Origin of the sequence: Enterobacter sp. 120016 (genome assembly GCF_018383635.1) — a bacterium.
In the GTDB taxonomy this organism is placed as follows: Bacteria; Pseudomonadota; Gammaproteobacteria; order Enterobacterales; family Enterobacteriaceae; genus Enterobacter; species Enterobacter asburiae_D.
On record NZ_JAHAWC010000003.1, the window covers coordinates 99839 to 113085 of the forward strand.

Sequence of the window (13247 nt, forward strand, 5' to 3'; positions counted from 1 at the left end):
TTATAATAAAATTGCCCATTTACGGTTAACCAGCGCTGTGGCTAAATATCCTCCTCAAAAACCAACTGAAAATAAACCATGTTTAAGATTGTCCATTTCCTGCTGGCGCTGGTGATTATTCTTGCGCTTGCCTGGCTGGTGAGTTTCGACCGCCGAAAAATTCGCATTCGTTATGTTTTACAGCTTATTGTCATTGAAATTGCCCTGGCGTTCTTTTTCCTGCACGCTGAAAGCGGGTTATTCCTGATTAAATATGTCTCGGGATTTTTTGAGTCACTGCTTAAATTTGCCGGTGAAGGCACCAATTTCGTCTTTGGCGGAATGGGGGAAAAAGGGCTGGCGTTCATTTTCCTCGGCGTGCTTTGCCCAATTATTTTTATTTCCGCGCTGATTGGTATTCTTCAGCACTGGCGGATCCTGCCGATTTTTATTCGGGTAATCGGTACGCTGCTGTCAAAGCTGAACGGTATGGGCAAGCTGGAATCCTTTAACGCGGTGAGTTCGCTGATCCTCGGCCAGTCGGAAAACTTCATTGCCTACAAGGGCGTGCTGGGCGATCTCTCCTCTCGTCGTCTCTTCACCATGGCGGCCACGGCAATGTCGACGGTCTCCCTGTCGATTGTCGGCGCCTATATGACCATGCTCGACGCCAAATTTGTCGTCGCGGCGCTGATTCTGAACATGTTCAGCACCTTTATTATTCTCTCGGTCATCAACCCGGCGCGCCCGGAAGCGGAGCCGGATATCAGGCTGGAAAAACTGCACGAATCGCAGAGCTTCTTCGAAATGCTCGGCGAGTATATTCTGGCCGGTTTTAAAGTGGCGATGATTATTCTGGCCATGCTGATTGGCTTTATCGCCCTTATTAGCGCCGTTAACGCCCTCTTCTCCAGCGTATTTGGCATGAGCTTCCAGCAGATTTTGGGCTATGTGTTTTATCCGCTGGCATGGCTTATCGGTATTCCGCTGAGTGACGCCCTGAACGCGGGCAGTATTATGGCGACCAAGCTGGTGGCGAATGAATTTGTGGCGATGATTGAGCTGCAAAAAATCGCGCATCAGATGTCCCCGCGCGGGCTGGGCATTTTGTCCGTCTTCCTGGTATCCTTCGCGAACTTCGCCTCCATCGGCATTGTGGCCGGGGCGATTAAGGGCCTGAACGAGCAGCAGGGGAACGTGGTATCGCGGTTTGGTCTGCGTCTGGTGTACGGCGCGACGCTGGTGAGCCTGCTGTCGGCGAGCTTTGCGGGGTTGGTGTTGTAAGTTTTGTGCCGTTTGTGCCCGGCGGCGCTTCGCTTGCACGGGCCTACGATACAATAACGGCGGGTTATCCCGCCGTTTTTATTAAAACTGCACGCACACCGGCTGGTCGACACGCATCACCGACTCCTGCGCGAAGCGTGATTTATAAATCCCGCGCAACGCTTCGATGTTCTTCTCGCTCTGCGCATCTTTACCGTGGATCAGCATCAGCGCTTTGCTCGGCTCATGCGCCACTTTTCCGTCGTTCCCCAGCCACTGCCCGCGCGCGTCAAATACCGTTAAGCCATCGCGAAAACGCGGCGTCACGTCCTGGTCAACAAACTGCTGCCACTCGTTGCCGGTGATCTGCGCCCCGGCAGGTCGATTTAAGCCGAAATAGAGCGTGGTTTGCTGCATCTGGTTATCCGCTTTGCAGGTCTCTACCGCTGCGTGTTGCGATGGCGCGTTGCAGCCAGCCAGCATCAATAATGCCGCCGCCATTAACCCTGTTTTGATTGTCATGCTTCGCTATCCTCATTGTTATAAGCACATGGATATCACAGGAAAATACGGATTTTGGCAAGAAAAAAGCCGGGTAGCGCTAGCGCTTACCCGGCCTACGGTGTTACGTGGGAAAATTATTCCGGCTGCAGCTTAGACGGCGGCGCGGAGTGGTAATGCGCGTCGGCTTCAGCAAAGCGTTTCTGCATAGAGGCAGACGGCGCTTTACCCAGCAGGCTGAACACCACGATGCCGATGCTGCCGAAGAGGAAGCCTGGAATGATTTCGTACAGGCCCAGCCACGCGAACTGTTTCCAGACGATAACGGTCAGCGCACCGATAATCATTCCCGCCAGCGCGCCGTTACGGGTCATACGTGACCACATGACGGAGAACAGCACCACCGGACCAAACGCCGCACCAAAGCCCGCCCACGCGTAGCTCACCAGGCCCAGCACGCGGTTTTCCGGGTTGGCCGCCAGCGCGATGGCAATCAGCGCCACCACCAGCACCATAAAGCGCCCTACCCACACCAGCTCTTTCTGGCTCGCGTTTTTACGCAGGAAGGCTTTGTAGAGGTCTTCGGTGATCGCACTTGAGCAGACCAGCAGCTGGCAGCTCAGGGTCGACATCACCGCCGCCAGGATCGCGGAGAGCAGAATACCGGCAATCCACGGGTTAAACAGAATTTGCGCCAGCTCGATGAACACGCGCTCGGCGTTCTGGTTTACCGCGCCCGCCTGCGCCGGGTTGTTGTTGAAGTACGCGATACCGAAGAAGCCGACCGCACACGCCCCCGCCAGACACAGGATCATCCACGTCATACTGATGCGACGAGCGTGAACGATGGTGTGGTGAGAATCCGCCGCCATAAAGCGCGCCAGGATATGCGGCTGACCGAAGTAGCCCAGGCCCCAGCCCATCAGCGACACGATGGCCACGAAGTTCAGCCCTTTCAGCATGTCGACGTTTTCAATGCTCTTCTGCTTGATCACTTCCAGCGAATCGGCAAAGCCGCCAACGGTGAAAATCACAATCACCGGGGTCAGGATCAGGGCGAAGATCATCAGGCTCGCCTGCACGGTGTCGGTCCAGCTCACGGCCAGGAAGCCGCCCACGAAGGTATAGAGGATGGTCGCCGCAGCACCGGCCCACAGGGCGGTTTCGTAGCTCATGCCGAAGGTGCTTTCGAACAGACGCGCGCCGGCCACAATGCCGGAGGCACAGTAGATGGTGAAGAACAGCAGAATAACCACCGCGGAGATAATGCGCAGGATGCGGCTGTTGTCTTCAAAGCGTCCGGTGAAGTAGTCCGGCAGCGTCAGGGCGTTGTTGTTAGCCTCGGTATGCACGCGCAGACGGCCTGCCACCAGCTTCCAGTTGATCCACGCGCCGACGGTCAGGCCGATGGCGATCCAGCTTTCCGAAATACCAGAGATGAAAATCGCGCCCGGCAGCCCCATCAGCAGCCAGCCGCTCATGTCGGATGCGCCCGCAGAGAGTGCGGTCACCATCGGGCCTAAACTGCGTCCGCCCAGAATGTAGTCGTCAAAGTTCTTCGTTGACCGCCACGCCAAAAACCCTATCAGGATCATGCCAAAAATATAAACGAGAAATGTCACCAGCATCGGTGTGCTAATAGCCATTCAAATTCTCCAAAAATGTCGAGCGACAGCCGTCCGGGCTGCCTTGTTATATGATCACCGGAACGAGGTGAATGTATCTTGTGTTTCGGTTGGGCGCGCTATCCTGCCGTATGCGCCTTCCGCTGACAAACGATTTAACACTGCATTTACATCAATTTCATCCCCGGTTTGATACAAGTTTCCTGTAGGTTGCACTCGCTCACGCTTTTGCGGGTTGCACCTTTGAAAAGTGTTAACTCCCGCATAAAAACAGGCTTCACGTAAAGCAGCCAGCACGTTTTTCCAGCTAACCATTCGTTAACAATCCATTCATTTTCCGGGTTGCAAACCAGGTCACATTTAACACGGTTGCACAAAGTTGCAACATGGGGGATATTTCACGCTATCTACAGAACGCTATTACAGAACAACAGGAGCTTTGGCATGGGTATGACCACCATGGGGGTTAAGCTGGATGACGCCACCCGCGAACGGATTAAGACCGCGGCAACCCGCATTGACCGCACGCCGCACTGGTTAATTAAGCAGGCGATTTTTAACTATCTCGAAAGACTCGAGAGCGATGAGGGCCTGCCGGAGCTGCCTGCCCTGCTGGCCGGTGCAGCGAACGAAAGCGAGGAGGCGCCCGCCGCTGGCGACGAGAACCATCAGCCGTTCCTTGAGTTTGCCGAGCAGATCCTGCCGCAGTCCGTCAGCCGTGCCGCCATTACCGGCGCCTACCGCCGTGCCGAAACCGACGCCGTGCCGATGCTGCTGGAGCAGGCTCGCCTGCCGGAAGCCATTGCCGCACAGGCGCACAGCCTGGCGTATCAGTTAGCCGACAAGCTGCGCAACCAGAAAACCGCCACCGGCCGCGCCGGGATGGTTCAGGGTCTGCTGCAGGAGTTTTCCCTCTCGTCTCAGGAAGGCGTGGCGCTAATGTGCCTCGCGGAAGCGCTGCTGCGTATTCCGGATAAAGCCACCCGCGACGCGCTGATCCGCGACAAGATCAGCAACGGCAACTGGCATTCCCACATTGGCCGCAGCCCGTCGCTGTTCGTCAACGCGGCCACCTGGGGCCTGCTGTTTACCGGCAAACTGGTTTCCACCCATAACGAAGCCAACCTCTCCCGCTCCCTGAACCGCATCATCGGTAAGAGCGGCGAGCCGCTGATCCGCAAGGGCGTGGACATGGCGATGCGCCTGATGGGCGAGCAGTTCGTTACCGGGGAAACCATTGCCGAGGCGCTGGCGAACGCCCGCAAGCTGGAAGATAAAGGTTTCCGCTACTCGTACGACATGCTGGGCGAAGCGGCCCTGACCGCCGCCGACGCGCAGGCCTACATGGTCTCTTACCAGCAGGCGATCCACGCCATCGGTAAAGCGTCCAACGGTCGCGGTATTTATGAAGGCCCGGGCATCTCCATCAAGCTCTCCGCCCTGCACCCGCGCTACAGCCGCGCGCAGTACGACCGGGTGATGGAAGAGCTCTACCCGCGCCTGAAGTCCCTGACCCTGCTGGCGCGCCAGTATGACATCGGCATCAACATTGACGCCGAAGAGGCCGACCGTCTGGAGATCTCCCTCGATCTGCTGGAAAAACTGTGCTTCGAGCCGGAGCTGGCAGGCTGGAACGGCATCGGCTTCGTTATCCAGGCCTACCAGAAGCGCTGCCCGTTCGTCATTGATTACCTGATTGACCTGGCAAGCCGCAGCCGTCGTCGCCTGATGATCCGTCTGGTGAAAGGTGCTTACTGGGACAGCGAAATCAAACGCGCCCAGATGGACGGGCTGGAAGGCTATCCGGTGTATACCCGCAAGGTTTACACCGACGTCTCTTACCTCGCCTGTGCGAAAAAGCTGCTCGGCGTGCCGAACCTGATCTATCCGCAGTTCGCTACCCATAACGCCCACACCCTGGCGGCGATCTACAGCCTGGCCGGGCAGAACTACTACCCTGGCCAGTACGAGTTCCAGTGCCTGCACGGCATGGGTGAACCGCTGTACGAGCAGGTCACCGGTAAAGTGGCTGACGGCAAGCTGAACCGCCCGTGCCGTATCTATGCTCCGGTGGGTACCCACGAAACCCTGCTGGCGTACCTGGTGCGTCGTCTGCTGGAAAACGGCGCGAACACCTCCTTCGTTAACCGCATCGCCGACACCACCCTGCCGCTCGACGAGCTGGTGGCCGACCCGGTGCAGGCCGTTGAGAAGATGGCGGCGCAGGAAGGCCAGATTGGCCTGCCGCATCCGAAGATTGCCCTGCCGCGCGAGCTGTACGGCAAAGGCCGCGTCAACTCGGCAGGTCTGGATCTCGCTAACGAACACCGTCTGGCATCGCTCTCCTCTGCCCTGCTCAACAGCGCGCTGCAGAAGTGGCAGGCCAAACCGATTCTGGAACAGTCCGCTGCTGACGGCGACATGCAGCCGGTCATTAACCCGGCAGAGCCAAAAGATATCGTCGGCTACGTGCGTGAAGCCACCGAAGCGGAAGTGGACCAGGCGCTGGACAGCGCGGTGAATAACGCCCCTATCTGGTTCGCCACCCCGCCGCAGGAGCGCGCCGCGATTCTGGAACGCGCCGCGGTGCTGATGGAAGATCAGATGCAACAGCTCATCGGCATTCTGGTGCGCGAGGCGGGTAAAACCTTCAGCAACGCCATTGCCGAAGTGCGCGAGGCCGTCGATTTCCTGCACTACTACGCGGGCCAGGTGCGCAATGATTTCGATAACGAAACCCACCGTCCGCTCGGTCCGGTCGTCTGTATCAGCCCGTGGAACTTCCCGCTGGCGATCTTCACCGGCCAGATTGCCGCCGCCCTGGCCGCAGGCAACAGCGTGCTGGCAAAACCGGCAGAGCAGACCCCGCTGATTGCCGCGCAGGGCATCAACATTCTTCTGGAAGCGGGCGTGCCTGCGGGCGTGGTTCAGCTGCTGCCGGGCCGCGGTGAAACCGTCGGCGCCAAACTGACTTCCGACAACCGCGTGCGCGGCGTGATGTTTACCGGTTCGACCGAAGTGGCGTCCCTACTGCAGCGCAACATTGCCACCCGTCTGGATGCGCAGGGCCGTCCTACTCCGCTCATCGCGGAAACCGGCGGGATGAACGCCATGATCGTTGACTCCTCTGCCCTTACCGAGCAGGTGGTGGTCGACGTGCTGGCCTCCGCGTTCGACAGCGCCGGTCAGCGCTGCTCCGCCCTGCGCGTGCTGTGCCTGCAGGACGACGTGGCGGACCACACGCTGAAGATGCTGTGCGGCGCGATGGCCGAATGCCGCATGGGCAACCCGGGCCGTCTCACCACCGACATCGGACCGGTGATCGACGCGGAAGCCAAAGCCAACATCGAAAACCACATTCAGGCCATGCGCGCGAAAGGCCGTCCGGTGTTCCAGGCGGTGCGTGAGAACAGCGAAGATACCCGCGAGTGGCGGACCGGCACCTTTGTGCCGCCAACGCTGATTGAGCTGGCAAGCTTCGACGAGCTGAAAAAAGAGGTCTTCGGCCCGGTGCTTCACGTGGTGCGCTACAACCGTAACAACCTGAACGAGCTCGTTGAGCAGATCAACGCCTCCGGCTATGGACTGACGCTCGGCGTGCATACCCGTATCGACGAGACTATCGCGCAGGTGACCGGCAGCGCCAAAGTGGGCAACCTGTACGTCAACCGCAACATGGTCGGCGCGGTCGTGGGCGTACAGCCGTTTGGCGGCGAAGGCCTCTCCGGCACCGGTCCGAAAGCGGGCGGTCCGCTTTACCTGTACCGTCTGCTGGCGAATCGTCCGGAGAACGCCCTGGGCGTCACCCTGGCACGCCAGGATGCGGACTATCCGGTGGATGCGCAGCTGAAAGCCGTGCTGACGCAGCCGCTGGAGGCGCTGATCGCGTGGGCGGAAAAACGTCCTGAACTGCGTGCCGTTGCCCGGCAGTACGGCGAGCTGGCCCAGGCGGGCACGCAGCGTCTGCTGCCGGGGCCAACCGGCGAGCGCAACACCTGGACGCTGATGCCGCGCGAGCGCGTGCTGTGCGTGGCCGATAACGAGCAGGACGCGCTGGTGCAGCTGGCCGCCGCCATGGCAACCGGGTGTGAAGTGCTGTGGCCGGAAGATGCGCTGCATCGCGATCTCGCCAAACAGCTGCCGAAAGCGGTCTCGTCCCGCATTCACTTCGCGAAGGCCGATGCGCTGCTGACGCAGCCGTTTGATGCCGTAATTTACCACGGTGATTCCGACCAGCTGCGCGAACTGTGCGAGCAGGTCGCAGCCCGCAGCGGAGCGATTGTGTCGGTACAGGGCTTCGCCCGCGGTGAAACCAACCTGCTGCTGGAGCGTCTGTACGTGGAGCACTCGCTCAGCGTCAACACGGCGGCGGCAGGCGGTAACGCCAGCCTGATGACCATCGGTTAATCGTGTAAACTCTCCCCGGTGACGCTACGCTTACCGGGGCTACAAAATCACCCCAGGCCGGATAAGCGCAGCGCATCCGGCTTTTTTACACGGAGGGAATGATGAAAAGAGTATTTCTCGCAGGCGCAGCGCTGCTGCTGAGCGCCAGCGCGCTGGCCGACGAGTGCGACAAAGCGACCACCCAGCTTGAGCTGAATACCTGTAGCGCGCAGCAGTACCAGGCTGCCGATAAAAAACTCAACCAGACCTATCAGGCCGCCATCAAACGCGCGGCGGCCCCCCAGCGCGACCTGCTGAAAAAAGCGCAGCAGGCGTGGATTACCCTGCGCGACGCGGACTGCGCGTTTATCGGTTCGGGGACGGAAGGCGGGAGCGTCCAGCCAATGATTGTTAACCAGTGCCTGGCGGAAAAAACCGTGGAGCGCGAAGCGTTTCTGGCCTCGCTGATGCAGTGTGAAGAGGGCGACTTAAGCTGCCCTCTCCCGCCGGGAAACTAGCGCAGGCGGATCCCTTCGATAATCATCCGCTGCACGTTTTCCAGCGTGCTGTGGAAAAACGCCTCGTCCTGGAGCGTTTTACCGGTCACCGCTTCAACCTGGGCCGCAAAGTCAGCGTAATGCTGGGTGGAGGCCCAAATCATAAAGATCAGGTGATGCGGGTCGACCGGGGCCAGCTTTCCGCTGGCGACCCATCCGGCAATAATGGCCGACTTATCGTCCACCAGCTGTTTTAAATCTCCGGTGAGTTCCGCCTGCAACAGCGGCGCGCCCTGCAGCATCTCAAGACAAAACAGCCTTGATGCCTGCGGATAATCGCGCGACACCTCCAGCTTCAGGCGAATGTACTCTTTGATCGCCACCAGCGGGGCCAGTTCTTCGCGGAACGCCTTGAGGGGCGCCAGCCAGATATCGAGGATCTGCTGCATCACCGCGATATAGAGCGCCTCTTTAGACGGGTAGTAGTAGAGCAGATTGGTTTTGGATACCCCGGACTGCTCCGCCACCTGCTCCAGCCGCGTGCCGTGAATACCAAACTGCGAAAAGGTCTCCAGCGCCGCGCTGAGGATCGCCTGTTTCTTAGCGCTCACCGCCTGCGAACGTTTACCTGGTGTTTTCACTGCGCCTTGTGCCATTCCCGCTCTCCTTATTCTGCGTTGCCCTCAGCATAGCAAAACCCCCGTCTCGCCACGACATCCTGCACTCCGATCGCGCATGAATGCCTGTTTTCTGTGCAATGTTTTTGACCATTTAGTCCACATTTAGCCACATCAATCCACCAACTTCTGGTTAACACATTAATAACACTGCCATTTTCAAAACTGGCACTGCCTTTGCAAAAACACCGTTACACCTGCGACGTAATGAAGAGAGGTTCGTGATGAAAATTGGCGTATTTGTACCCATCGGCAACAACGGCTGGCTTATCTCGACCACTGCACCGCAATACATGCCGACCTTTGAGCTGAATAAAGCCATTGTGCAGAAAGCGGAGCACTACCATTTCGACTTTGCGCTTTCGATGATCAAGCTGCGCGGCTTTGGCGGCAAAACCGAATTCTGGGATCACAACCTGGAGTCCTTTACCCTGATGGCCGGGCTGGCCGCGGTCACCTCGCGTATTCAGATTTACGCCACCGCCGCCACCCTCACCCTGCCCCCGGCGATCGTGGCGCGCATGGCCTCCACCATCGACTCCATCTCCGGCGGGCGCTTTGGCGTTAACCTGGTCACCGGCTGGCAAAAACCCGAGTACGAGCAGATGGGGCTCTGGCCGGGTGACGACTACTTCTCGCGTCGCTACGACTACCTGACCGAATACGTGCAGGTCCTGCGCGACCTGTGGGGCACCGGCAAAAGCGACTTTAAAGGCGACTTCTTCACCATGAACGACTGCCGCGTCAGCCCGCAGCCGTCGGTGCCGATGAAGGTGATCTGCGCCGGGCAGAGCGACGCGGGGATGGAATTCTCCGCCAAATACGCCGACTTCAACTTCTGCTTCGGTAAAGGCGTGAACACGCCTGCCGCCTTCGCCCCGACCGCCGCGCGGATGAAAGAGGCCGCCGACAGGACCGGACGCGACGTGGGCTCCTACGTGCTGTTTATGGTCATTGCCGACGAAACCGACGACGCCGCGCGCGCCAAATGGGAGCGCTATAAGGACGGCGCCGACGAGGAGGCCCTGAGCTGGCTCACCGAGCAGAGCCAGAAGGATACCCGCTCCGGCGCGGATACCAACGTTCGCCAGATGGCTGACCCGACCTCTGCGGTCAATATCAACATGGGCACCCTGGTCGGCTCTTATGCCAGCGTCGCCAGAATGCTCGACGAAGTGGCGGCCGTCCCCGGGGCGGAAGGCGTCCTGCTGACCTTCGATGATTTCCTCACCGGCGTGGAGACCTTCGGCGAGCGCATCCAGCCGCTGATGCAGTGCCGCGCCCACATCCCTGCCGTCACGAAGGAGGTGGCGTAATGACAACCCTTAACGCACGCCCGGAAGCCATTACCTTCACGCCAGAGCAGAGCGCGCTGATCGTGGTGGACATGCAAAACGCCTACGCCAGCCAGGGCGGCTATCTGGATCTGGCGGGGTTCGACGTCTCCACCACCCAGCCGGTGATTGCGAACATCAAAACCGCCGTCGCCGCCGCGCGCGCTGCGGGAATGCTCATCATCTGGTTCCAGAACGGCTGGGATGACCAGTACGTCGAGGCCGGCGGCCCCGGCTCGCCCAATTTCCACAAGTCGAACGCCCTGAAAACCATGCGTAAGCGGCCCGAACTGCAGGGCAAGCTGCTGGCGAAAGGCGGCTGGGACTATCAGCTGGTGGATGAGCTGGTACCGCAGGCGGGCGATATCGTCCTGCCCAAACCGCGCTACAGCGGCTTTTTCAACACGCCGCTCGACAGCCTGCTGCGCAGCCGGGGCATTCGCCATCTGGTGTTCACCGGCATCGCCACCAACGTCTGCGTGGAGTCGACCCTGCGCGACGGCTTTTTCCTCGAGTATTTTGGCGTGGTGCTGGAAGACGCGACCCACCAGGCCGGGCCGGAATTCGCCCAGAAGGCGGCCCTGTTCAATATCGAAACCTTTTTTGGCTGGGTCAGTAACGTTGCAGATTTCTGCGACGCCCTGAATCCCCCGCTCGCCCGTATCGCCTGAGGAGACACCTGATGCCAAAATCCGTGATTATTCCGCCGGGCACCAGCACGCCCATCGCCCCGTTTGTTCCCGGCACCCTCGCCGACGGCGTGGTGTATGTCTCCGGCACGCTGCCTTTTGATAAAGACAACAACGTGGTGTTTATCAACGACCCAAAGGCGCAAACCCGCCACGTGCTGGAGACGATCAAAACCGTGATCGAAACGGCGGGTGGCACGATGGAGGATGTGACCTTCAACAGCATCTTTATCACCGACTGGAAAAACTACGCCGCGATTAACGAGATCTACGCCGAGTTCTTCCCCGGCGATAAACCGGCGCGGTTCTGCATTCAGTGCGGGCTGGTGAAGCCAGAGGCGCTGGTTGAAATCGCCACCGTTGCGCACATCGCGAAGTGAGGCAGGTATGAAACTCTCCGTCTCGCCGCCCCCGTATGAGGGCGCGCCCGTGGTGGTCTTTATTTCCGGTCTCGGCGGCAGCGGCAGCTACTGGCTGCCCCAGCTGGCCGCGCTGGAGCCGGAGTATCAGGTGGTGTGCTATGACCAGCGGGGAACGGGCAATAACCCTGACACCCTGCCGGAAGGGTACAGCCTTGCGCAGATGGCGGACGAACTGGCCCAGGCGCTGGCTGATGCCGGGATTGCCCGCTACAGCGTCGTGGGTCACGCGCTGGGGGCGCTGGTCGGCCTGCAGCTGGCCCTCGACAGGCCCGACGCCCTCACCGCGCTGGTGTGCGTCAACGGCTGGCTGACCCTCAACGCCCACACCCGCCGCTGCTTTCAGATCCGCGAGCGCCTGCTGCATTACGGCGGCGCGCAGGCGTGGGTCGAGGCGCAGCCGCTGTTTCTCTACCCGGCGGACTGGATGGCCGCCCGCGCTCCCCGTCTGGAGGCAGAAGAAGCGCTTGCGCTGGTCCATTTCCAGGGCAAAACCAACCTGCTGCACAGGCTCAACGCCCTGAAAAAGGCCGACTTCAGCCGCCATGCCGCGCGCATACGCTGTCCGGTACAGATTATCTGTTCCGCCGACGACATGCTGGTGCCCTCCGTCTGCTCGTCGGAACTGCAGGCCGCGATCCCGCACAGCCGCAGCGCGGTGATGCGCCAGGGCGGGCATGCCTGCAACGTCACCGAGCCGGATACCTTTAACACCCTGCTGCTGAACGGGCTTGCCAGCCTGCTGCACAGCCCGGAACCCGCTTTATAAGGAGCTTTAATGAGCGAAGCCATTACCCCCGCCGCGCTGGAAACGCTTTTCACCGGCGCCCGCACCCATAACGGCTGGCAGGATATGCCCCTCAGCGACGAAACGCTGCGCGAAATCTACAGCCTGATGAAATGGGGTCCAACGTCCGCCAACTGCTCCCCGGCGCGGATTGTGTTTGTGCGAAGCGCAGAGGGGAAAGAGAAGCTGCGCCCGGCGCTCTCCAGCGGCAACCTCGAGAAAACGCTCACCGCCCCGGTCACGGCCATTGTCGCCTGGGACGGTGAGTTCTACGAGCGCCTGCCCGAGCTGTTCCCGCACGGCGATGCAAAGAGCTGGTTTACCACCAGCCCCGCGCATGCGGAAGAGACCGCCTTTCGCAACAGCTCAATGCAGGCCGCCTACCTGATTTTCGCCTGTCGCGCCCTGGGGCTGGACACCGGCCCGATGTCGGGCTTTGACCGCCAAAAGGTCGACGAGGCCTTTTTCACCGGCACCACGCTTAAAAGCAATCTGCTGATCAACATTGGCTACGGCGATACCAGCAAACTTTACGGGCGCCTGCCGCGTCTGGACTTAGACGATGCCTGCGGGCTGGCGTAAGGAGCGATTATGACGACACCGGATAAACAAACCTTCCGCGACGCCATGGCCTGCGTTGGCGCGGCGGTCAATATCATCACCACCGACGGCCCTGCGGGGCTGGCAGGCTTCACCGCCAGCGCGGTGTGCAGCGTCACGGATTCACCGCCCACCCTGCTGGTGTGCCTGAACCGCGGCGCGTCCGTATGGCCAACGTTTAGCGAAAACCGAACCCTTTGCGTGAATACCCTGAGCGCCGGACAGGAGCCTTTATCTAACCTGTTTGGCGGGAAAACGCCGATGGAGGAACGCTTTGCCGCCGCCCGCTGGCAGACGGGCGACACGGGCTGCCCGCGCCTGGAGGATGCGCTGGCCTCGTTTGACTGCCGCATCAGCCAGGTGGTGAGCGTCGGCACCCATGACATTCTGTTTTGCGACATTGTTTCGATTATCCGCCACCCCGTGCCGCAAGGGCTGGTGTGGTTTGACCGCGGCTACCACGCGCTTATGCGCCCCGCCTGTTAACCCG

At 60.1% G+C, this 13247-nt stretch carries 12 protein-coding genes; 9 read left to right on the plus strand and 3 right to left on the minus strand.

Annotated elements, in window-relative coordinates; translation table 11 throughout:
* The first annotated feature begins 78 nt into the window (after positions 1-78).
* Complete coding sequence (locus KIF87_RS06815) at positions 79-1263, plus strand: NupC/NupG family nucleoside CNT transporter (protein WP_121425851.1); 1185 nt, start codon at positions 79-81, stop codon at positions 1261-1263.
* Positions 1264-1344: 81 nt separating this feature from the next.
* Here KIF87_RS06815 and KIF87_RS06820 read toward each other — a convergent pair whose 3' ends face one another.
* Together KIF87_RS06820 and putP are read right to left on the minus strand one after the other, a co-directional pair.
* The gene (locus KIF87_RS06820; RefSeq protein WP_213328285.1) at positions 1345-1764 is read right to left on the minus strand and encodes a DUF3574 domain-containing protein; all 420 of its coding nucleotides are present in this window, start codon (positions 1762-1764) and stop codon (positions 1345-1347) included.
* A 116-nt stretch (positions 1765-1880) separates the two neighbouring features.
* A complete protein-coding gene (gene putP / locus KIF87_RS06825) occupies positions 1881-3389 on the minus strand; it encodes a sodium/proline symporter PutP (protein ID WP_213328286.1) in 1509 nt (502 codons plus the stop codon).
* Between the two features lie 423 nt (positions 3390-3812).
* Between putP and putA the strand changes: the two genes are divergently transcribed.
* A complete protein-coding gene (gene putA / locus KIF87_RS06830) occupies positions 3813-7775 on the plus strand; it encodes a trifunctional transcriptional regulator/proline dehydrogenase/L-glutamate gamma-semialdehyde dehydrogenase (RefSeq protein WP_213328287.1) in 3963 nt (1320 codons plus the stop codon).
* 101 nt (positions 7776-7876) lie between these two features.
* Entirely contained in the window at positions 7877-8272 is a 396-nt protein-coding gene (locus KIF87_RS06835) for a lysozyme inhibitor LprI family protein (protein ID WP_159515613.1), read from the plus strand.
* Here KIF87_RS06835 and rutR read toward each other — a convergent pair.
* A complete protein-coding gene (gene rutR / locus KIF87_RS06840; RefSeq protein ID WP_213328288.1) occupies positions 8269-8907 on the minus strand; it encodes an HTH-type transcriptional regulator RutR in 639 nt (212 codons plus the stop codon). The two genes, KIF87_RS06835 and rutR, sit on opposite strands and share 4 nt — an antisense overlap.
* Positions 8908-9152: 245 nt before the next feature.
* Between rutR and rutA the strand changes: the two genes are divergently transcribed.
* From rutA to rutF, 6 genes are read left to right on the plus strand one after another with little or no spacing between them, the layout of a single operon-like run.
* Positions 9153-10244 carry a pyrimidine utilization protein A gene (gene rutA / locus KIF87_RS06845; protein WP_100167076.1) on the plus strand — a complete coding sequence of 364 codons (1092 nt, stop codon included), beginning with the start codon at positions 9153-9155 and terminating at the stop codon, positions 10242-10244.
* A complete protein-coding gene (gene rutB, locus KIF87_RS06850; RefSeq protein WP_213328289.1) occupies positions 10244-10933 on the plus strand; it encodes a pyrimidine utilization protein B in 690 nt (229 codons plus the stop codon). Before rutA ends, rutB begins: the two co-directional genes overlap by 1 nt.
* 11 nt (positions 10934-10944) lie before the next feature.
* The gene (rutC, locus tag KIF87_RS06855; protein WP_010429508.1) at positions 10945-11331 is read left to right on the plus strand and encodes a pyrimidine utilization protein C; all 387 of its coding nucleotides are present in this window, start codon (positions 10945-10947) and stop codon (positions 11329-11331) included.
* Positions 11332-11338: 7 nt separating this feature from the next.
* Positions 11339-12139 carry a pyrimidine utilization protein D gene (gene rutD, locus KIF87_RS06860; RefSeq protein ID WP_213328290.1) on the plus strand — a complete coding sequence of 267 codons (801 nt, stop codon included), beginning with the start codon at positions 11339-11341 and terminating at the stop codon, positions 12137-12139.
* Between the two features lie 9 nt (positions 12140-12148).
* Positions 12149-12739, plus strand: coding sequence for a malonic semialdehyde reductase (locus KIF87_RS06865; RefSeq protein WP_213328291.1), 591 nt, complete (start codon positions 12149-12151; stop codon positions 12737-12739).
* Positions 12740-12748: 9 nt separating this feature from the next.
* Positions 12749-13243 (plus strand): NADH-dependent FMN reductase RutF, encoded by a 495-nt coding sequence (rutF, locus tag KIF87_RS06870; RefSeq protein ID WP_213328292.1) that lies wholly within the window; start codon positions 12749-12751, stop codon positions 13241-13243.
* Positions 13244-13247: the final 4 nt, after the last annotated feature.

What these genes read in the sequence shown, in the direction of transcription:
- KIF87_RS06865 (WP_213328291.1), top strand. Translation starts at nt 12,149, where the DNA reads ATGAGCGAAGCCATTACCCCCGCCGCGCTGGAAACGCTTTTCACCGGC.
- KIF87_RS06835 (WP_159515613.1), top strand. Translation starts at nt 7,877, where the DNA reads ATGAAAAGAGTATTTCTCGCAGGCGCAGCGCTGCTGCTGAGCGCCAGC.
- putA (WP_213328287.1), top strand. Translation starts at nt 3,813, where the DNA reads ATGGGTATGACCACCATGGGGGTTAAGCTGGATGACGCCACCCGCGAA.
- KIF87_RS06815 (WP_121425851.1), top strand. Translation starts at nt 79, where the DNA reads ATGTTTAAGATTGTCCATTTCCTGCTGGCGCTGGTGATTATTCTTGCG.
- rutD (WP_213328290.1), top strand. Translation starts at nt 11,339, where the DNA reads ATGAAACTCTCCGTCTCGCCGCCCCCGTATGAGGGCGCGCCCGTGGTG.
- rutB (WP_213328289.1), top strand. Translation starts at nt 10,244, where the DNA reads ATGACAACCCTTAACGCACGCCCGGAAGCCATTACCTTCACGCCAGAG.
- KIF87_RS06820 (WP_213328285.1), bottom strand. Translation starts at nt 1,764, where the DNA reads ATGACAATCAAAACAGGGTTAATGGCGGCGGCATTATTGATGCTGGCT.
- putP (WP_213328286.1), bottom strand. Translation starts at nt 3,389, where the DNA reads ATGGCTATTAGCACACCGATGCTGGTGACATTTCTCGTTTATATTTTT.
- rutR (WP_213328288.1), bottom strand. Translation starts at nt 8,907, where the DNA reads ATGGCACAAGGCGCAGTGAAAACACCAGGTAAACGTTCGCAGGCGGTG.
- rutF (WP_213328292.1), top strand. Translation starts at nt 12,749, where the DNA reads ATGACGACACCGGATAAACAAACCTTCCGCGACGCCATGGCCTGCGTT.
- rutC (WP_010429508.1), top strand. Translation starts at nt 10,945, where the DNA reads ATGCCAAAATCCGTGATTATTCCGCCGGGCACCAGCACGCCCATCGCC.
- rutA (WP_100167076.1), top strand. Translation starts at nt 9,153, where the DNA reads ATGAAAATTGGCGTATTTGTACCCATCGGCAACAACGGCTGGCTTATC.